Genomic DNA, 19268 nt, shown 5'->3' on the forward strand with positions numbered 1-19268 from the left:
CTCAGCGTTGTGTCGCGAGTCGCCTCGCCCGGTCGTACTCCGCGAGAGTCTTCCCGAGCACGTCAGGCCAACCGAATCCGATGCGGTCTGTGCGGCTTGCCGACGAAAGCCGTTCTCGCAGCATGGAATCCGTGGCGAGCCGGGACAACGCCGTGGCGAACTCGTCGTCGTCGCCCACCACCAGGCCGGTTCGCTCGTGCTCGATCATTGACGCGACTGCGCTCTCGGCCCGAGTGACGAGCGGCAACCCGCACGACCGGGCCTCCGCGGCAGCGATGCCGAAAGCCTCCAGCACCGCCGGCGAGGCATACACGTCGGCCGAGCGGTAGAGATCGCGCAGCGCGCCGGCCGACAATCGGCCGGGCAATCTGCACCAGTGCGGGCATCGGGAATCGAGCCGGCGCCGCAGGGGTCCGTCGCCGGCGATCGTCAGCCGGATGTCGCGCCCGCTGACGGCCCGAGCACGCTCCACCAGCTCGATCAGTTGCTGCGGCCGCTTGCGCGAGGCCAGTCGCATCGCACTCACCACCCGCAAGCCGTCACCCGCCGGGCAAACTTCTCCCGCCGACCAGAAGGAAGTGTCGATCCCGTTGGGAATCAACGAAACCGGCGTCTTCGCAATGCGCTCGACCGGAGCAGCGGCAACTGCCGACACCGCCGACAGCGCCACACCGCGGCGCGCCCAGCGCGCCGGATATCCCAGCGCCCGCACCACCGGCTCGGAGCGCCCGGTCACGCTGTGCCAGGTGGCGGCGACCGGCAACGAGGCATCGAGCGCGACCTGCACGCCGTCCATCGCGAAGGGACTCACGACACCGAGATGTGCGTGGACCACGTCGAAATCGCTGTCCGCCAACGCTTTTCGCAGCGCGCGACGCGCGGCCGGGTTGATCAGCAGCCCCCGGGCAACTCCCGGCGCAAGCCCAACCGGTGCACCGGGGCCGGCTCGTGCGACACCGGACCCGGGGCGATCGTGAAGACTTCGACGGCATGCCCCGCATCGGCGAGGGCACGGCCCAAACCGTGCACCTGCGCCTCGATGCCACCCAGTCTCGGCGGGTAGCAGTCCGACAGCAACGCGACCTTCATCGATCACCTAGCGTGCCATGAGCGAGGATGGACCCGATGTCCCACACCTTGGTGGCGTTTCACGCTCACCCCGACGACGAAGCGCTGCTGACTGCCGGCACTCTGGCCAAGGCGGCCGCTGCCGGGCACCGTGTCGTCCTCGTGGTGGCCACCGACGGCGCACTAGGTCTGACGTCCGGCGATTTCCAGGACGAGCTCGGCACCCGCCGACTGCAGGAACTGCAGCGCAGCGCCGCAGCCATGGGCGTCGCACGCGTCATACATCTGGGGTATGCCGACTCAGGAATGGTCGGTGACGTGCCGCCCGATCCGCCCGGTGGTCGCCGGTTCGTGCGCGCCACCGGCGCCGCCGGATTGCTCGCCGGCATCCTGCGCGAGGAGAACGCCGACGTGCTGATGTCGTATGACGCAGCGGGCGGCTACGGCCACCGCGATCACGTCAAGGTCCACGAGGTCGGTGCGCAGGCCGCGCGTCTGGCGGGCACCCCACGGGTCGTCGAGGCGACGGTTCCCCGCGAGCTGCTGACCCGTGCAGTTCGGCTGGTCTCGCGCATCCACCGGCTGCCCAGCGACTTCGACGTGGAGGTCTACGAACGCGCCTTCACGCCACGCGCCCAGATCACCCATCGCGTCGACGTGCGCGGCCAGATCAGCGCGAAACGGGCCGCGATGCGGGCCCACGCGTCCCAGGCAGCGGCCGACGATGGCGCCGACCGAACACTAAGTGGGTTTCTACAGATACCTCGACCAATTTATGATGTCATTTTCGGACGGGAATGGTTCCGCGACCCAGCGCACACCGGCCCGCTCGATGACGACATCTTTGCGGGGTTGGCATGAAGAGCTCGAGGCGCGCGGCTGCGGACGCAGCAGAGCCCTCGGTGCAACTCGAGGAAATCGTCGCCGCCAACAAGCGGGCCCTCGATGATGACGACGGCACGTCACCCGCAATGCCGAAACTCAGCCCGCGCCTGGTCATCAACGCTGCCTTGGGCATCGCTCTCGCCGCCGTCATGATCGGTGCGCTTCCCTGGTTCACCAAGACCACGTGGGGTGAGATCGGGCATCACCTCAACCTGGTCGGCCCGCAGTCGGCGCTGGAGTGCATGGGCATCATGCTGCTGGGTCTGGCGGTCTATACCTTCACGTTGTCCGCCGCGCTGCCCGGCCTGTCCCACCTGAAGGCGTCGATCATCAACGTCTCCGGATCAGCGGTCAGCAACATCCTGCCCGGCGGAGGCGCGGTCGGGATGGCCTCGACCTACATGATGTTGCGCTCGTGGGGTTTCGCCCGGCGCAACATCTCCACCGGCCTGATCGTCAGCGGCATCTGGAACGTCCTCTTCCGGGTCGGCCTGCCGTTGATCGGCATCGCGGCCGTCTCACAGTCGACCGACACGCTGCCCTCGATCGTGCGTCGTGGCGCGTGGTGGGGCGGTGTCATCGGCCTGCTGCTGCTCATCGGCTTCGTCGTCGCCCTGATCCGTCCCAAGTGGACGGCGTGGCTGGGCGGCCAGCTCGACGAGCGTGTCGGCCCATTCGTGGCCCGGATGCGGCGCGGAGCCAACAAGGGCAAACCGTTGAATCTCAAGCATCTCCTGTTGGACCAGCGGGCCCGCATCAGCACCGTCACCAAGCACGGCTGGTTCCCGATGTCGTTCGGCGTCATCGGCCAGCTGGCGTTGTGGTTCTTGCTCTTCTGGCGGGTGATGGCGGCGGTGCACGTCGACCTTCCTGTGGCGGACCTCTTTGCGGCATACGCGATCAGCCGGCTGATGACGGCCATCCCGTTCACCCCCGGCGGGCTCGGCTTCACCGAGGCCAGCACGGTCGTCATCCTGGTCTTCTGGGGCGCCAACCCGGCGGCCGCGGGCGCGGGCGTCGTGCTCTTCGCGATCTTCACGCACATCGCCGAGATCCCGATCGGCGCACTCGGTTGGCTCGCCTGGTGGGCGATGCCGAAGGTCGGGGTGGCCGCGAAGCCGTCCGGCTAGCTTCGTTAGGCAACCGTTCGGTCGACGGCGACGGACACCCAGCCGACGACGACCGCGAACATCGCACCGAGCAGACCCAGCGTCACGATCGCCAGCGGCAGGTCGTGTATGCCGAAACTGGGCCGCACCCCGATCGCCACGACCGCCAGACCGGCCAGCACGACACCCACCAGCGAGGACACGGCGAGCAGACCGGGATGCCGACCGCGCGGCGTCCGGCGCTGCAGGCCACCGGCGATGGCCAGTGCGACGGCCGCCCAACCGAGGCAGACCATCCCCGCCGCCAGCACGTCTCCCGGCCGGTGCCAGTGCGCGGAGACCGTGCCCGCGCCGATGAAGGCGGCGAGCGTCGCTGCTCCCGCAGTCACCAGCGGGCGCCATCGGTGCGATGCGACGACGACGGCAGCCAGCGCCAGCGACAGTCCGACTGTGGTGTGACCACTGGGGAGCGTGTTGGGCGGTGAAACTGACTGCAACACTTGGTATTTGAGCACTTGCGTGGTGATGTTGGCGCCGGCGATCAGGACCCCTGCGGCCACCGCGACAGCCCAACGGCGCTGCAGGACCGCGACGACGACGCAGGCCGCCAGGGCGAGCGCGACGCCGGCATCGGTGACCAGGCCCAGGACGTCCAGGATGCGCGACCACGCGTCCGGGGTCGTTCCGAGCGAGTGCATCATTCGGTCGTCGAAGCCGAAGCCCCTGACCGAGTGGATCGCGTAGCGGACGACGACTACCAAGCCGATGATCGCGGCAGCAGCCATGACGATCGCATGCACCCACACCGGCATCCGGCTGTGCGCCGCCGAGCCCGGCCCCGGTTGCCAGGGCCGCTCCTGCTCCCGGCGCACGGGAGTCATCGATGCCGTCGTCATGGAGGCATCCTCCGCGTTGACCGTGTGCGAGCGCCGGGCGCCTCTTGTGCGCGCGCTGTGCGTCGTGGCGTCCTCCCCTCGGTCGGCGCTGTTACTCCCACTCAATGGTGCCTGGCGGCTTGCTCGTCACGTCGAGGACCACGCGGTTGACGTCCTCGACCTCGTTGGTGATGCGGTTCGAGATGCGCGCCAGCACGTCATACGGCAGGCGAGTCCAGTCGGCGGTCATCGCGTCCTCGGAGGACACCGGGCGCAGCACGATCGGGTGACCGTAGGTGCGACCGTCGCCCTGCACGCCGACCGAGCGGACGTCGGCGAGCAGCACGACCGGGCACTGCCAGATCTCGCTGTCCAGGCCGGCCGCAGTCAGCTCCTCTCGGGCGATCAGGTCGGCAGCGCGCAGGATCGACAGCCGCTCGCGGGTGACCTCGCCGACGATCCTGATGCCCAGGCCGGGGCCAGGGAACGGCTGGCGCTGCACGATGCCGTCGGGCACCCCGAGTTCGGTGCCGACCTGGCGCACCTCGTCCTTGAAGAGCAGTCGCAGCGGCTCGACGAGAGTGAATTGCAGGTCGTCGGGCAGGCCGCCGACGTTGTGGTGCGACTTGATGTTCGCCGCTCCGGTGCCGCCACCGGACTCGACGACGTCCGGGTAGAGCGTGCCCTGCACGAGGAACTTGACCGGGTGCTCCTCATCCCCGCGGTCGGTGACGATGTCGCGCGCCGCCTTCTCGAAGACACGGATGAATTCGCGGCCGATGATCTTGCGCTTCTGCTCCGGATCGCTAACGCCCTCAAGAGCATTCAGGAACTGGTCGGCCGCGTCGACGACCACCAGGTCGACGCCGGTGGCGTCGACGAAGTCCTGCTTGACCTGCTCGGCCTCACCGGAACGCAGCAGCCCGTGGTCGACGAACACACAGGTCAGCTGGTCGCCGATGGCACGCTGCACGAGCGCTCCCGCGACCGACGAGTCAACACCTCCGGACAGGGCGCAGATCGCGCGCGCGTCACCGACGTGCTCGCGGACACCGTCCACCAGTTCCTCGACCATCGCCTTCGGCGTCCAGTCGGCTTCGAGTCCGGCACCGCGCAGCAGGAAGTTCTCCAGGACGCGCTGGCCGAAGGTGGAGTGCATGACCTCGGGGTGCCACTGCACGCCATACAGCTTGCGCTCGTCGTCCTCGACCGCAGCCACGGCGGCGCCCGGTGTGGTTGCGGTGACGCGCAGTCCCTCGGGTGCCTTCGACGCGGAGTCGCCATGGCTCATCCACACCGACTGCTCCGGTGGCTGGCCGTTGAAGAGCGTGGACGTGGTGTCCTCGATCTGCGCCAGGGTGGCGCCATACTCACGCAGGCCGGTGTGTTCCACCGTCCCGCCGAGTGCGCCGACCATCGCTTGGAATCCGTAGCAGATGCCGAAGACCGGCACACCCGCCTCCAGCAGCGCGGCATCGAGCGAAGGAGCGCCGTCGGCATAGACCGACGACGGACCGCCGGAGAGCACGATGGCGGCAGGGTTCTTGGCCAGGATCTCCTCGGTCGACATCGTGTGCGGCACGACTTCGCTGTAGAGCTGCGCCTCACGCACCCTGCGCGCGATGAGTTGCGCATATTGGGCGCCGAAGTCGACGACGAGAACGGGCTTTTCGGTGAGCGGCGCTGTCACGCGCTCGATTCTATCGGCCCTGGTCCGCCTGCTCGACCAACGCACTGACGCCGGCGTTGACCTTGCGCTCCAGCCAGAACGACAGCACCGGTACGAACGCGGTGCAGATGTAGCCGATCATCCGCACGGCCGTCCAGCGCAGCTTGGTGCCGAGATTGAAGACCGACGCCATGAACACCATGAAGAGCAGCCCGTGGATCGGTGACCACCACGCCAGCGCCTCGTTGTGGAAGCCGTAGTGCAGGATCAGCTCGACGCACAGGATCAGCAGTGCGACACCGGCGATCACCGCCATCACCCGGAAGAATTTCAGCGCGGTCTCGACCTTGGCGAGGTCGTCGGTCGGGCGCAGCTCGCCCGCCGCGGTGGTGAGGACCTGCGTCTCAGACATGACTTCCTTCGGTCTCATCGTTGTGTATGGCGGGGTTGTCCCCCGCACGATTGTCCGGCGTCGCCTCGCCGGCGCGTAGCTCGGGGTGCGCTTCCCGACGCAGCTCGCGGAAGTAGATGAAGAACGCGAACGCCGCGAAACTCCACCACTGGAGCGCATATCCGGCATTGACCAGGCTGAGCCCGCCGTTGCCGGGTTGTGGCGGCGGGAACGCCTGCACGCCGGCCGTGTGCACGGGTGGCTGCTCGGCGGTCACGAAGACGAAGCCGTTGTAGATGTTGCCGCCCCACTTGGTCAGCAGCGCCGCCAGGTCGACCGTGGTCAGTTGTCCTGCCGGGGAGTTGCTCGCCGACGGCGCCTCACCCGGAGCCAGGTCACCGGTGACGGTGACCGGCTTCGTGCTCGGCGCGGTCGCTTGCGCCGGCTTGGCGACGAACCCGCGCACGACGGGGATACGGGCCCCGGTGCTGTCAACGACAACCGGTGTCACCACCCAGTAGCCGTGCACCCCGTGCAGGAGCCGTCCGCTGACGACCACCTGTCCGGACGGCTCGTAGTGACCCTTGAAACGCACCGGCTGCAGCGACCCGTTGTCCGGGAACTGCTGCTGCGGCTTGAGCACCGAATCGAGAGCGACCACCGGTCGCGCGCTGTCGTCCGACATCGATTTCGAACCGCGATCCTGCGCGACACCCCACTGCCAGAGTCCGGCGACGACGCAGCCGAGGGCGAACAGGACAGCGAGCGTCAACAGTCCCAGCATGCGGGGCCGGACGACTGCTCGAAACACGCTTGCATGCTACGTCGCGTGCCTGAGGTGACCTACCCCGCGGCAGCGGCAGGCACCAGCGGCATACCGAGATCGACGCCCGGGACGCGGGCGGCGGGTGCCGCTACGCGCTTGTATGACGCACCCTGCTCCGGACGCGCGTCGTCGGCTCCCTTGGCCGGCCACATCGCGATGGCCCGCTCGGCCTGCGCGGTGATCGTCAAAGACGGGTTGACGCCGAGGTTCGCGCTGATCGCAGAGCCGTCGACGACGTGCAACCCCGGGTAGTTCCACACCCGCTGGTAGGGGTCGATGACGCCGTGTTCCTGGTCGGACGAGATCGCGACGCCACCGAGGAAGTGCGCGGTCATCGGCATACCGAAGAACTCCGGCCAGCACACGCCAGCGATGGCGTCTACGTCGCCGATCTCCTTCAATTGCTCGGTCATCGCGCGAATCGCCTTGTGCCCGGCGGGGATCCAGCGTGGGTTGGGCTCGCCATACCCCGGCTCGGTCGTGAGTCCGACGCGGCCGAAACGGCGACGCGGCTTGACCGTGATCGAGTTGTCGATGCTCTGCATGACCAGCGCGATGATCGTGCGCTCGCTCCACTTCGGTCCGAGCACTCGTGCGGCCCGCAGCGGTCCTCTCGCGAGCTGGCCGGCCAGCTCCGCGGTCCGCCCGACGACGCCCTTGTCGCCGTTGACCAGGAAGGTCGACATCAGCCCCATCAGGTTGGAGCCCTTGCCGTAGCGGACGTTCTCGACATGCGTGCGCTCATCGACGTGGAAGGAGGTGGTGATGGCGACACCGCGGGTCAGGTCGACGCCGTCAGGCACGGTGACAGCGGCCGCGCCGCCGAGCTCCTCGGAGTTGGTGCGGGTGAGCTCGCCGAGGTGGTCGGACAGGTGCGGCAGGCGGCCGGTGACCTTCATCCGGTGCAGGAGGTTCTGGGTGCCCCAGGTGCCTGCGGCGACGACGACCTGCTCGGCCGTGACGCTGCGGCGATCCTTGGCCACCCAGGCGCCGGTGCGCTCGGTGGTCACGCGGAAACCGCCCGTGACCGGCTCCAGCTCGACAACCGTGCGCAGCGGCTCGATCGTGACACCACGTCGCTCGGCGAGCGCGAGGTAGTTCTTCATCAGGGTGTTCTTGGCACCGACCCGGCAACCCACCATGCAGTTGCCGCACTCGGTGCATCCGGTGCGCTCCGGACCCTCGCCGCCGAAGAAGGGGTCCGCGACCTGCTTGCCGGACTCGCCGAAGAAGACCCCGACCGGCGTCTTGCGGAACGTCGAGCCGACGCCCAGGGAGTTCGCGGTGTCCTTCATGAGCTGCTCGACGGGGCCGTCGCACGGGTTCTCGTCGACCACCCCGAGCATCCGGCGTGCCACCTCGTAGTGCGGAGTCAGCTCGGCGTCCCAGTCGGTGATGTCGCCCCACTGCTGGTCGGCGAAGAACTCCGCCGGCGGCTTGTAGAGGGTGTTGGCGTAGTTGAGCGAACCGCCGCCCACGCCGGCCCCGGCCAGGATCATCACGCCCGGGAGCTGGTGGTAGCGCTGCACACCGAAGCACTTCAGCCGCGGGGCCCACAGGTACTTGCGCAGGTTCCAGGACGTCTTGGCGAAATCGTCGTCCTCGAAGCGCCGACCGGACTCGAAGACGTGGACGTCGTAGCCCTTCTCGACGAGGCGCAGCGCGGAGACCGCGCCACCGAAGCCCGAGCCGATCACCACGACGTCGTGATCGAATCCCTTTTCTTCAGAAGCAGATTGGAGGTTGGTCATGACAGGCGGAAGCCCTTCATCACCCGCATGCCGGTCGACATTGAGCGCGCCCACACCTTCTCCGGGACACCCGGCGGGATCTTGAAAGGCGTGCCGCGCTGCACCGAGATGTTCTGCGACTCGGTGTATTTGAGGATGCCCTCGGCGCCGTGACGGCGGCCGAGACCGGACTCCCCATGCCACCCATCGGTGAGCCGTTGCTCCCCCAGGCGGCGATGTAGCCCTCGTTGACGTTGACCGTGCCGCAGCGGATCCGCTCCGCGATGCGCCGGCCGCGCCGGGTGTCCTTGGTCCACACCGAGCCGTTGAGTCCGTAGTTGGTGTCGTTCGCGAGCGCGATCGCCTCCTCGTCACCGCTGACGCGGTAGACCGCGACGACCGGGCCGAACGTCTCGCCCATCCGGCAGTCCATGCCGGACGTGACGCCCTCGAGCACGGTCGGCTCGTAGAAGTAAGGCCCGAACTCGGGCCGCGCGTGGCCGCCGGCGAGCACGGTCGCGCCCTTGGCCCGGGCGTCCTCGACGTGCTGGGTGACGCGGTCCAGCTGGGCCTGGGAGATCAGCGAACCCATGTCGACACCCCAGCCGAGATCGGCACCGATCGTCAGCTTGCGCACCCGCGCCAGGAACAACTTCAGGAAGTCGTCGGCGATCCGCTCGTGCAGGATGAGCCGCTCGATCGAGATGCACAGCTGCCCCGCGGAGGAGAAGCAGGACCGCACCGCGCTCTCGGCGGCGTTGCGCAGATTGGCGTCGTCGGCGACATACAGGGCGTTCTTGCCACCCAGCTCGAGGGAGGCGCCGACCAGGCGGGCGGCCGCACGCTGGGCGACCTTGCGGCCGGTGGCGGTCGAGCCGGTGTACATGACGTAATCGGCGCGGTCGAGCACCGCTTCGCCGATGGTCTGGCCCGGGCCGAGCACGACCTGTAGGACGTCCTTCGGGAGCCCGGCCTGGTCGAGCAACTCGACAGCTCGCAGAGCGGTCAGCGATGCCTTCTCGTCGGGGCGCAGCACCACGGCGTTGCCGGCGATGAGTGCGGGCAACGCATCGGTGATGGACATCGACAGCGGGTAGTTCCACGGGCCGACGATGCCGATCACGCCGCGCGGCTGGTGCAACTCGGTGGACTGCGTCAGCACGGGTATGGCGCCCAAATGCTTCTGCGGCTTGAGGTAATCCGGTGCCTTGCGCGCGTAGTGCCGGCAGATTCCCGCGACATCGAGGATCTCCTCGAACGCGTGCCTGCGGGCCTTGCCGGACTCCAGCTGGATCAGGTCGAGCAGCTCGTCCTGGTGCTTCAGGATCAGGTCGTGGTAGCGCAGCAGGATCTTCGCGCGGTCGGCCACGGAGCGCACTGCCCAACCGGTTTGGGCGCCCCGCGCTGCGTCATACGCCTGCTCGACGTCGGTGACGGTCGAGACCGGCAGCGTCGCGATGACGCCGCCGGTGAACGGCGTGAAGCAGTCGAACTGCGCCGCGTCGCCTCCGGCGCGAACCCGTCCGGCCAGCCGGGCTGGCAGCGTCGGATCGATGGTGTGCGGCGCCGGACTCGGCCGTCGCTGACCGACCTCATCGGTGAGTTCCGTGGCCGCCGTGGTCTGGAGCTGATCCGTCATTACTCAAGAGTAACGTGATGCCGGTCACGGTTGGCTTCCGGCAACACATCGCATTCCGCCGGCCCGCACGAAAGGCTTCTCAGATGCCCGAAATCCCGGACCTCCCAGCAGGATTCACGTTCGGCGCGGCCACCGCGTCATACCAGATCGAGGGCGCGGTGGACGAGGACGGCCGCGGCGCCTCGGTGTGGGACACCTTCTGCGCCGAACCCGGCCGGATCAAGGACGGCACGACCGGCGCGGTGGCCTGCGACCACTTCCATCGGTATGTCGATGACGTCGCGTTGATGAAGGACCTCGGGCTGGACGCCTACCGCTTCTCGATCGCCTGGCCGCGCATCCAGCCCAGCGGGCAGGGGCCGGCGAACCAGGTCGGGCTCGACTTCTACGACCGGCTCGTCGATGAGTTGCTGGCCGCGGGGATCGAGCCGGCCGCGACGCTCTTCCACTGGGACCTGCCGCAGGCGTTACAGGACGCCGGCGGCTGGCAGTCCCGGGAGACCGCCGGCCGGCTCGCCGACTACGCGACGCTCGTCGGCGAGCGCCTCGGCGACCGGGTGACACGGTGGATGCCGCTCAACGAGCCAGTCGTCGTGACCCTCCTCGGGCACGCGCTCGGCATCCATGCCCCCGGCCTGCAGCTCGGCTTCGACGCACTGCCGATCGCCCATCACCTGCTGCTCGGCCACGGGCTGGCGGTCCAGGCGTTGCGGTCCGCGGGTGCGACAAACATCGGGATCGCCTCCAATCACGCGCCCACCTGGCCGGCGTCCGACGCCCCGGAGGACCGGGAGGCCGCGGCGCTCTACGACACGATCTACAACTGGATCTTCGCCGACCCGATCCTGACCGGCGCCTATCCCGACGGATTCGACGGCTTCATGCCAGGTCCGGTGGAGGAAGACCTGAAGATCATCAGCAGCCCGCTGGACTTCTTCGGCGTCAACTACTACCAGCCGGCGGTGGTCGCTGCGCCGGGAAACCCGTTGCCCGGCAACGCAATCGACGAGGTCGGGGCGATGCCGGAGGGCATGCCATTCCAGGTCGGGCAACCACGGGGCTTCCCAACGACCGGCTTCGGCTGGTCGGTCGTGCCGGACGGCCTGCGGGAGATCCTGACGACGTTCCAGCAGCGGTATGGCGAGCGCCTGCCGCCGCTCTACATCACCGAGAACGGTTGCTCATACCCCGATGTGGTCGACGCCGACGGCAGCGTTCACGACGCAGAGCGCACGGCTTACCTCGGGGCACACCTGGAGGCGGTGCGACAGGCGATCGACGCCGGCGTCGACGTGCGCGGCTACTTCGTCTGGTCGATCCTGGACAACTTCGAGTGGGCCGAGGGGTACGGCGAGCGCTTCGGCCTGGTGCACGTCGACTTCGCGACGCAACGACGCACCCCGAAGGACTCCTACCGCTGGCTCCAGGAGCAGTTGCGGGGCAGAGCCGATCAGGAACGCTGATAGGGCGCGACGAGCGTCTCGACGCGCTGGAACTCCTTGAGCTCGGAGTAGCCGGTGGTCGCCATCGCCCGCCGCAGCGCACCGACCAGGTTGGTGGTGCCATCCGCGGTCTGCGCGGGACCGGTCAGGATCTGCTCGAGCGTGCCAGCAGTGCCGACCTCGACGCGCTCGCCGCGGGGTAGCGCCTCGTGGTGCGCTTCGCTCCCCCAGTGGAAGCCGCCGCCCGGGGCGTCGGTGGACCGAGCCAGCGATGCTCCGAGCATGACCGCATCGGCGCCGCACGCGAATGCCTTGATGATGTCGCCGGACAGACCCATGCCACCGTCGGCGATGACGTGCACGTAGCGGCCGCCGGTCTCGTCCATGTAGTCCCGTCGGGCCGCCGCCACGTCGGCGACGGCAGTAGCCATCGGCACGTGTATGCCGAGCGCACGGCGGGTAGTGTGGGCCGCTCCCCCGCCGAATCCGACGAGCACCCCGGCGGCGCCGGTGCGCATCAGGTGCAGTGCGGCGGTGTAGGTGGCGACGCCGCCGACGATCACCGGCACGTCGAGCTCGTAGATGAAGCGCTTGAGGTTCAGCGGCTCGGCGCGGCCGCTGACGTGCTCGGCCGACACGGTCGTGCCCCGTATGACGAACAGGTCGACGCCCGCGTCAACCACGGTCTTCCAGTGCTCCTGGGTCCGTTGCGGGGACAGCGCACCGGCGGTGGTGACACCGGCTTCGCGAATCTCGTTCAGCCGCAAGGTGATCAGGTCGGGCCGGATCGGTGCGCGGTAGATCTCCTGCATGCGGGAGATGGCCTGCGCGGGGTCCAACTGGGCGATCTCGCGCAGCAGCGGCTCGGGACTCTCGTAGCGGGTCCACAGGCCCTCGAGGTCGAGCACCGGCAGGCCACCGAGCTTGCCCAGCTCGATCGCGGACGCCGGACTCATCACCGAGTCCATCGGCGCTGCGACCACCGGCAGCTCGAAGTGGTAGGCGTCGATCTGCCAGCCGACGGACACGTCCTGCGGGTCGCGCGTACGGCGCGACGGCACGATGGCGATGTCGTCGAAGGAGTATGCGCGGCGGCCCCGCTTGCCTCGGCCGATTTCGATCTCAGTCACCCGAGCAGGCTACCGGCCGGACGGCGTCCGCCGGATGCGAGGCCGGAGGTATGACGCTCCCGGGGCGGTCGAACACCGAGTGACGCAGCAAACAGCGAGGGACGCAGCTGCAAGTGCGTCACTCGGCGGCAACTGCGTCACTCGGTGACACCTTGCCCAGTTGCCCGGCCGATGGGGGCGCCAAGCGCCGCGAGACGACGACGCCGAGCAACGCGGCCAGGACGGCCAGCACCAGTCCGCTGACGAAGGCCGCGACGTGTGAGTGCGGCGTCAGGCCACCGAAGACGATCGCCGACACCGCCAGTAGCACGGAGGTCGCCAGCATCTCTGCCGTCTGCAGCGACGAGGCATTGCGTCCCTGCTCCTCGGGTGTCGACATACCCATCAGCAGGACGGTGAGCGGTGAGTAGGCCAGGCCGATACCTCCGCCACCGATGAGCCAGGCGCCATACAGGATCCAGGACGGGGTGGCCGGCCAGGCAGCCGACAGCGCGACGCCGATCCCGATCGTCAGCAACACCAGGCCGATTCGCGCCAGACGCCGCTGGTCCTCGAATGTCGTCCGTCGACCGGCCACCCACGCCCCCAGGCTCCATGACAGCGCACCCACGGTCAGCACGAGACCGGCTTCGGTGGCACCCATGCCGTGCTGGCGGGTGAGCATCAGGGGCAGGTAGATGTCCGTCCCGAGGAATGCCGCACCGAGCACGGCCCTCGTCGCGATGACGGCCGGCATGCCGCGCCGGCCGCGGATCGTCCCGGACGGCACCAACCTCGGCACGGATCGCACGAGCAGCACCACGCCGGTGATCGCGAGCACCACTGCGGGCACGACCGGGCGATCCGCCGCGATCGACAGGGCCACGGATCCCAGCGCGGCACCGGCCGCCGCGAACAGCCGGCGCCGTACCCGCGACGAAGGCTCCCGGTCGCCCACCCTGGCCGGAAGGCGTTGCATCGCCGGCAGCAGCAGCGCCAGAGCGGGTATGGCGAGGGTGGCCCCGATCCAGAAGACCCAACGCCACGAGACGTTGGTGGCGAGGTAACCCGCGAGCGGCGGACCGAAGAGCGACGGCGCCACCCACGCCGCCGAGATGCTCATGAAGATCTTCGGGCGCAGCGCCTCAGGAAAGGCCATGGCGATCAGCACGTAGAGCGCCACACTGTCGAGGCCGCCACCGACGCTCTGCACGGAGCGGCCGACGATCAACATCGTCATCGACTGTGCCGAGCCGGCAACCAACAGCCCGGTCACGAAGAGGGTGACACCGGTCATGATCACCACGCGTGGTCCGACGGAATCCGCCCACGGTCCCGCGACGACCATGGCCAGCACGGCCGTCGCAAGTGGCACCGCGAAAACGACCGGGTAGATCGCCAGGCCGTCCAGCTCCCGCGCGGCTGTCGGCATCGCCGTCGCCACCGCGATCTGCTCGAACGCGACCAGCACCTCCAGCAGCACGACACCGATCAACGTCATCCGACGGATCGGCGTCCACTGGCTGTTGTTCACTCCCGAAACGCTAGGACCTCAAGCAGGCTTGAGCACAACTTCTCGCAAACATCAGATCCAGCCCAGCGCCTCGAAGGTCCGCCGGGCGACTCACGACAAACCCCGCCGCAGTCGGCGGATTCTGTGGTGAAGTGATCGCATGAACGACCTCGCACGCTCTCGGAGCAACACCGTCGACGACGTGATCCGCCGCTCTGCCAGTCGTTTCGGCGACCGCACCGCGCTGCGGTTCGAGGACCGCAGCTGGTCGTATGCCGAGCTCGACCGAGCCGTCGACGCGCTGGCGGCACACCTGCAAGGGCTCGGCCTGGAGCCCGGCTCGCGGATTGCGGCATACGGCAAGAACTCCGACATCTACGTTGCCGCGTTCCTCGCGTGCTCCCGCGCCGGGCTGGTGCACGTGCCGATCAACTACAACCTGGTGGCACGCGAACTGGACTATCTCCTCTCGCAATCCGGCAGCTCGGCACTGCTGGTTGACCCGGACCTACGAGACCGCCTCACCGGCGTCGAGCACCTCCCGGAGACCGTCGTCGCACTGCGCGGCGAAGATTCGCTGCAGCAGGTCGCGGTTGCCGGTTCCGCCGATTCCGCTACACCGCAAGTGTTTTCGGGCTCGAGCGACGACACGGTCGTCCAACTGCTCTACACGTCCGGCACGACCTCGGCCCCGAAGGGCGCCGTCATGAGTCATCGCGCCCTGGTGAGCGAATACGTCAGTTGCCTGCACGCACTCGACTTCGCCGAGGACGACGAGACGCTGCACGTGATGCCGCTCTACCACTCGGCGCAACTGCACGTCTTCGTCATGCCCGGCCTGATGGCGGGGAGCACCAGCACGATCCTCGAGCACCCGAATCCCGACGACATCCTGCGACGGCTGTCCTCCGACGGACATCGCGCGTTCTTCGCGGCGCCGACACTGTGGGTGGCGCTGGCCAACCACCCCGACTTCGACGAGCTCGGCCTCGGCGATCTTCGCCGTGCCTACTACGGCGCATCGATCATGCCGGTGCCGGTGCTGCGCCGACTCCAGGAACGCTCGCCCGGCCTGGGCTTCTACAACTGCTTCGGACAGTCCGAGATCGGCCCACTGGCAACGGTTCTCGGCCCTGCCGAACACGCAGACCGACCGGACAGCGCCGGCCGCCCGGTGCTCTTCGTGGAAGCACGCGTCGTCGACGGCGACGGGAACGACGTCCGGGCGGGCGAGCAGGGCGAGATCGTTTACCGCTCGCCGCAGCTGTGCGACGGCTACTGGGACAACCCGGACGCGTCGGCCGCCGCATTCGACAGAGGCTGGTTCCATTCCGGCGACCTGGTCCGACGCGACGAGCAGGGCTACGTCTTCGTCGTCGATCGGATCAAGGACGTCATCAACACCGGCGGTGTCCTCGTCGCGTCCCGCGAGATCGAGGACGCCCTCTACACGCACCCCGCAGTCGCCGAGGTCGCGGTCGTCGGTGTGCCGGACGAGAAGTGGATCGAGATGGTGACGGCATACATCGTCACCAAGGACGAGGTCACCGCGCAGCAACTCATCGACCACGCTCGCGGCACCCTGGCGCCGTTCAAGGTGCCCAAGCGCATCGAGTTCGTCGACGACCTGCCGCGCAACGCCTCGGGCAAGATCCTCAAACGCGAATTGCGCGACGCCGCCGGCTGAGCCGCGGCCGGAGCGGCCAGACGGCGAGTGGCGAGGGATGGGCTCAACACGGCGTACCGTGGGAAGACGGAGCCATCGAGGCTTCCGACAATGGGAGTGACCATGAGCGATAAATCGCCGAGACACACGATGTCCAAGAAGGCCTCCAAGAGCATCAAGGAGAAGCGCGCCGACAAGCGCGCCAAGACCACCAACACGAACAAGCTCTCGAAGGACATGTGACGACCGTTCCCGCGACGCCCAGGCTCGGCGTCGTCGGCACGTCCGCCAAGGAGAACGAACACCGCCTGCCCCTGCACCCAGCCCACTTGGACCGGATCGCACCCGAGATCCGCAGCCGGATGGTGCTTGAGCACGGGTATGGCGAGCGGTTCGGCTTCAGCGATGAGGAGCTCTCCCGCCAGGTCGCCGGCTTCGCCTCGCACGCTGAGGTGATCGCCACCTCGGACGTGCTCCTGCTGCCCAAGCCACAGCACGCCGACGTTGCCGCCATGCGGGACGGCGCCGTGCTGTGGGGTTGGCCGCACTGTGTCCAGGATGCCGAGATGACCCAGCTCGCGATCGACAAGAGACTGACGCTGATCGCCTTCGAGGCCATGAACCACTGGACGGTCGACGGCTACATGGGCGTGCATGTCTTCCACGGCAACAACGAGCTCGCGGGCTACAGCTCGGTGCTGCACGCGCTTGCGCTGACCGGTTCGACCGGTGTCTACGGACGCCGGCTCACGGCGGCGGTCATCGGCTTCGGCGCGACGGCCCGTGGCGCGGTCACGGCGCTCAGTGCGCACGGCGTCCACGACGTCCACGTCCTCACCAATCGCGGTGTGGCAGCAGTGGGTTCACCGATCCACTCGGTGAAAATCATGCAGTTCGACCACGACCCGAAGGCGCCATACCTCAGCCACGTCATCACCGACCGCGGACGCAAGCCGCTGGCGCCATTTCTCGCCAGCCACGACATCATCGTCAACTGCACGCTGCAGGACCCGAACCATCCACTCACCTATCTGACGGAGGAGGACCTGCCGCAACTCACGCGCGGCACGTTGATCGTCGACGTCTCGTGCGATGAAGGGATGGGCTTCAGCTGGGCGCGGCCCACCGGCTTCGACGAGCCGATGTTCACCGTCGGCGACCACGTGAGCTACTACGCGGTCGACCACAGCCCGTCCTACCTCTGGCAATCGGCCACCTGGGAGAACAGCGAGGCGTTGCTGCCCTTCCTCGACACCGTGATGGCCGGGCAAGCTGCGTGGGACGACGACGAGACCATCAGTCGCGCGATCGAGATCCGGGACGGCCGGATCGTGAACCCGGCGATCCTGCAGTTCCAGGGTCGATCGGAGACACCGCCATACGCCGTCCGTCCCTCTGCGGTGGCGGCGAGCTGACCGTCGCGTGACTCGCGCTCAGCGCGAGTAGTTGGGCGCCTCGACGATGCCCTGGACGTCGTGCGGGTGCGACTCCTTCAGCCCGGCCGTGGTGATGCGCACGAAGCGACCACGGTCCTGCAGCTGCGGGATGGTGCTGGCGCCGACGTAGAACATCGACTGGTGCAGGCCGCCGATGAGCTGGTGCAGGACGGTGGCGAGCGGGCCGCGGTAGGGCACCCGGCCCTCGATGCCCTCGGGCACGATCTCGTCGTCGCTGGCCACGTCGGCCTGGAAGTAGCGGTCCTTGGAGAACGACTTCTTGCCGCGAGAAGCCATCGCGCCGAGCGAGCCCATGCCGCGGTAGGTCTTGAACTGCTTGCCTGCGACCAGCATCAGGTCTCCGGGCGACTCCTCGCAGCCGGCCAGCAACGATCCGAACATCACCGAATCTGCGCCGGCGACAAGGGCTTTGGCGATGTCGCCGGAGAACTGCAGACCGCCGTCACCGATGACCGGGACGCCGGCCGGCTTGCACGCGAGGGAGGCTTCGTAGATCGCGGTCACCTGCGGCACGCCGACCCCGGCGACGACCCGGGTCGTGCAGATCGAGCCCGGACCGACCCCGACCTTGACGCCGTCAACGCCCGCATCGACCAGCGCGGCCGCACCCTCGCGGGTCGCGACGTTGCCGCCGAGGATCTGCACGTGGCGGGTCGCGGGGTCCGCCTTCAGCTTGCGGATCATGTCCAGCATCAGCCGCGCGTGGCCGTTGGCCACGTCCGGGACAAGCACATCGACGCCGGCCTCGACCAGGGTCGTCGCGCGCTCCCAGGCGTCACCGAAGTAACCGATCGCGGCGGCAACCAGCAGGCGGCCGTCGCCGTCGTATGACGCATCGGGGAACTGCTCTGACTTGACGAAGTCCTTGACGGTGATCAGGCCGGCCAACTTGCCGTCGTCGTCGACCAGCGGCAGCCGCTCGCGCTTGTGCTGGCGCAACAGCGCGGTCGCGTCGTCGCGGCTGATGCCGAGCGGCCCGGTGACCAGCGGCGCAGACGTCATGACCTCGGACACCTTGGTGCTCGCCCACTCGGCGACCGGGGTGAAACGCAGGTCGCGGTTGGTGATGATGCCGATCAGGTGGTCGTCGACATCGACGACCGGGAGGCCGGACACGCGGTAGCGACCGCACGTCTCGTCGAGCTCTTCCAGCGTCGCATCCGGTCCGATGGTGACCGGGTTGGAGATGATGCCGGTCTGGGTCCGCTTGACCAGGTCGACCTGCTCGGCCTGGTCCGCGATGGACAGGTTGCGATGCAGCACACCGATCCCACCCTGGCGGGCCATCGCGATCGCCATACGGGATTCGGTGACGGTGTCCATGGCCGCGGACACCATCGGCACGCGCAGGCTGATCTCGCGAGTCAGCCGACTGGTGGTGTCGACCTCACTGGGTATGACGTCCGTTTCGCCGGGCAGCAGCAGCACGTCGTCATACGTGAGACCCAGCTGGCCGAACTTGGCCGGGACATCGAAGGAATGATCGGAAGATTGGGCGGGCGTGGGCGACTCCTCGAAAGCCATTTCCAAAGTGTAGAAGGCAACTTTGAAAGGACGAACAGAAGGTCAGGGAGTGCCGCTCGAACTATCGATGGAGCTCGTGCTCGACTCGGTGCTGCTCGGCGGAGTCGACGTGGACGACAGTGTCGGCGGCGTCGTGCTGGATGCTGACGGTGATGCCGTGCCGCTGGCGGTCGACGTCGGCTTCGGCGGGTGCGTCGGGTGCGGCTGCTTCGTCGACGTAGCGGACGGGCTGCTGGACGACGCCGAACTCGACGATGTCGGACTTGAGGAATGACCGGAGGGCGACGTCGGTGTGGACGACACCGTCGACCGCGGCGACGACGACGAGGGCGACGAGCTCACCGGCGAGGCGGTCTTCCAGGACG

Annotated in this window: 17 protein-coding genes; 6 read left to right on the forward strand and 11 right to left on the reverse strand. The window is 68.2% G+C overall.

Annotation, left to right across the window (positions count from 1 at the left end):
* Position 1: 1 nt before the first annotated feature.
* Together ACFQDH_RS23195 and ACFQDH_RS23200 are read right to left on the reverse strand one after the other, a co-directional pair.
* The gene (locus ACFQDH_RS23195) at positions 2-898 is read right to left on the reverse strand and encodes a glycosyltransferase family 4 protein (RefSeq protein WP_382404936.1); all 897 of its coding nucleotides are present in this window, start codon (positions 896-898) and stop codon (positions 2-4) included.
* Positions 892-1089 (reverse strand): hypothetical protein, encoded by a 198-nt coding sequence (locus tag ACFQDH_RS23200; RefSeq protein ID WP_382404952.1) that lies wholly within the window; start codon positions 1087-1089, stop codon positions 892-894. The genes ACFQDH_RS23195 and ACFQDH_RS23200 overlap by 7 nt, the downstream gene beginning before the upstream one ends.
* 36 nt (positions 1090-1125) lie before the next feature.
* On the opposite strand from ACFQDH_RS23200, the gene ACFQDH_RS23205 reads away from it, so the two are divergent.
* The gene (locus ACFQDH_RS23205) at positions 1126-1929 is read left to right on the forward strand and encodes a PIG-L deacetylase family protein (RefSeq protein WP_382404726.1); all 804 of its coding nucleotides are present in this window, start codon (positions 1126-1128) and stop codon (positions 1927-1929) included.
* Positions 1926-3083 carry a lysylphosphatidylglycerol synthase transmembrane domain-containing protein gene (locus ACFQDH_RS23210; RefSeq protein ID WP_382404727.1) on the forward strand — a complete coding sequence of 386 codons (1158 nt, stop codon included), beginning with the start codon at positions 1926-1928 and terminating at the stop codon, positions 3081-3083. Before ACFQDH_RS23205 ends, ACFQDH_RS23210 begins: the two co-directional genes overlap by 4 nt.
* 5 nt (positions 3084-3088) lie before the next feature.
* On the opposite strand, the gene ACFQDH_RS23215 is transcribed toward ACFQDH_RS23210, so the two are convergent.
* The 6 genes from ACFQDH_RS23215 to ACFQDH_RS23240 form a co-directional block, all read right to left on the reverse strand.
* On the reverse strand, positions 3089-3958 hold the full coding sequence (locus ACFQDH_RS23215; RefSeq protein WP_382404728.1) for a phosphatase PAP2 family protein: 870 nt from the start codon (positions 3956-3958) through the stop codon (positions 3089-3091).
* A 91-nt stretch (positions 3959-4049) separates the two neighbouring features.
* Positions 4050-5627 (reverse strand): glutamine-hydrolyzing GMP synthase, encoded by a 1578-nt coding sequence (guaA, locus tag ACFQDH_RS23220; protein ID WP_382404729.1) that lies wholly within the window; start codon positions 5625-5627, stop codon positions 4050-4052.
* A 10-nt stretch (positions 5628-5637) separates the two neighbouring features.
* Complete coding sequence (locus ACFQDH_RS23225; RefSeq protein ID WP_382404730.1) at positions 5638-6018, reverse strand: DUF3817 domain-containing protein; 381 nt, start codon at positions 6016-6018, stop codon at positions 5638-5640.
* On the reverse strand, positions 6011-6808 hold the full coding sequence (locus ACFQDH_RS23230) for an SURF1 family protein (protein ID WP_382404731.1): 798 nt from the start codon (positions 6806-6808) through the stop codon (positions 6011-6013). The genes ACFQDH_RS23225 and ACFQDH_RS23230 overlap by 8 nt, the downstream gene beginning before the upstream one ends.
* Before the next feature lie 32 nt (positions 6809-6840).
* On the reverse strand, positions 6841-8574 hold the full coding sequence (locus tag ACFQDH_RS23235) for a GMC oxidoreductase (RefSeq protein WP_382404732.1): 1734 nt from the start codon (positions 8572-8574) through the stop codon (positions 6841-6843).
* Positions 8575-8593: 19 nt separating this feature from the next.
* Complete coding sequence (locus tag ACFQDH_RS23240) at positions 8594-10192, reverse strand: succinic semialdehyde dehydrogenase (protein ID WP_382404733.1); 1599 nt, start codon at positions 10190-10192, stop codon at positions 8594-8596.
* Between the two features lie 83 nt (positions 10193-10275).
* Between ACFQDH_RS23240 and ACFQDH_RS23245 the strand changes: the two genes are divergently transcribed.
* Positions 10276-11655 (forward strand): GH1 family beta-glucosidase, encoded by a 1380-nt coding sequence (locus ACFQDH_RS23245; protein WP_382404734.1) that lies wholly within the window; start codon positions 10276-10278, stop codon positions 11653-11655.
* Here ACFQDH_RS23245 and ACFQDH_RS23250 read toward each other — a convergent pair.
* Both ACFQDH_RS23250 and ACFQDH_RS23255 read right to left on the reverse strand, forming a co-directional pair.
* On the reverse strand, positions 11643-12764 hold the full coding sequence (locus ACFQDH_RS23250) for a GuaB3 family IMP dehydrogenase-related protein (RefSeq protein WP_382404735.1): 1122 nt from the start codon (positions 12762-12764) through the stop codon (positions 11643-11645). The two genes, ACFQDH_RS23245 and ACFQDH_RS23250, sit on opposite strands and share 13 nt — an antisense overlap.
* A gap of 118 nt (positions 12765-12882) precedes the next feature.
* Entirely contained in the window at positions 12883-14277 is a 1395-nt protein-coding gene (locus ACFQDH_RS23255; RefSeq protein ID WP_382404736.1) for an MFS transporter, read from the reverse strand.
* Between the two features lie 139 nt (positions 14278-14416).
* Between ACFQDH_RS23255 and ACFQDH_RS23260 the strand changes: the two genes are divergently transcribed.
* The gene (locus ACFQDH_RS23260) at positions 14417-15943 is read left to right on the forward strand and encodes a fatty acyl-CoA synthetase (RefSeq protein ID WP_382404737.1); all 1527 of its coding nucleotides are present in this window, start codon (positions 14417-14419) and stop codon (positions 15941-15943) included.
* A gap of 218 nt (positions 15944-16161) precedes the next feature.
* Entirely contained in the window at positions 16162-17337 is a 1176-nt protein-coding gene (locus ACFQDH_RS23265; protein WP_382404738.1) for a N(5)-(carboxyethyl)ornithine synthase, read from the forward strand.
* 18 nt (positions 17338-17355) lie between these two features.
* On the opposite strand, the gene guaB is transcribed toward ACFQDH_RS23265, so the two are convergent.
* Positions 17356-18903 carry an IMP dehydrogenase gene (guaB, locus tag ACFQDH_RS23270; protein ID WP_382404739.1) on the reverse strand — a complete coding sequence of 516 codons (1548 nt, stop codon included), beginning with the start codon at positions 18901-18903 and terminating at the stop codon, positions 17356-17358.
* A gap of 49 nt (positions 18904-18952) precedes the next feature.
* Here guaB and ACFQDH_RS23275 point away from each other — a divergent pair, with 49 nt between their 5' ends.
* Positions 18953-19177, forward strand: coding sequence for a hypothetical protein (locus ACFQDH_RS23275; protein ID WP_382404740.1), 225 nt, complete (start codon positions 18953-18955; stop codon positions 19175-19177).
* Positions 19178-19268 lie beyond the last annotated feature (91 nt).

This window comes from Flexivirga alba, from assembly GCF_042661025.1.
GTDB lineage: Bacteria > Actinomycetota > Actinomycetes > Actinomycetales > Dermatophilaceae > Flexivirga > Flexivirga alba.

Coding starts and splice junctions, on each gene's coding strand:
- ACFQDH_RS23200 (WP_382404952.1), bottom strand. CDS start 1,089: ATGAAGGTCGCGTTGCTGTCGGACTGCTACCCGCCGAGACTGGGTGGC.
- ACFQDH_RS23205 (WP_382404726.1), top strand. CDS start 1,126: ATGTCCCACACCTTGGTGGCGTTTCACGCTCACCCCGACGACGAAGCG.
- ACFQDH_RS23210 (WP_382404727.1), top strand. CDS start 1,926: ATGAAGAGCTCGAGGCGCGCGGCTGCGGACGCAGCAGAGCCCTCGGTG.
- ACFQDH_RS23215 (WP_382404728.1), bottom strand. CDS start 3,958: ATGACGACGGCATCGATGACTCCCGTGCGCCGGGAGCAGGAGCGGCCC.
- ACFQDH_RS23225 (WP_382404730.1), bottom strand. CDS start 6,018: ATGTCTGAGACGCAGGTCCTCACCACCGCGGCGGGCGAGCTGCGCCCG.
- ACFQDH_RS23235 (WP_382404732.1), bottom strand. CDS start 8,574: ATGACCAACCTCCAATCTGCTTCTGAAGAAAAGGGATTCGATCACGAC.
- ACFQDH_RS23240 (WP_382404733.1), bottom strand. CDS start 10,192: ATGACGGATCAGCTCCAGACCACGGCGGCCACGGAACTCACCGATGAG.
- ACFQDH_RS23245 (WP_382404734.1), top strand. CDS start 10,276: ATGCCCGAAATCCCGGACCTCCCAGCAGGATTCACGTTCGGCGCGGCC.
- ACFQDH_RS23260 (WP_382404737.1), top strand. CDS start 14,417: ATGAACGACCTCGCACGCTCTCGGAGCAACACCGTCGACGACGTGATC.
- guaB (WP_382404739.1), bottom strand. CDS start 18,903: ATGGCTTTCGAGGAGTCGCCCACGCCCGCCCAATCTTCCGATCATTCC.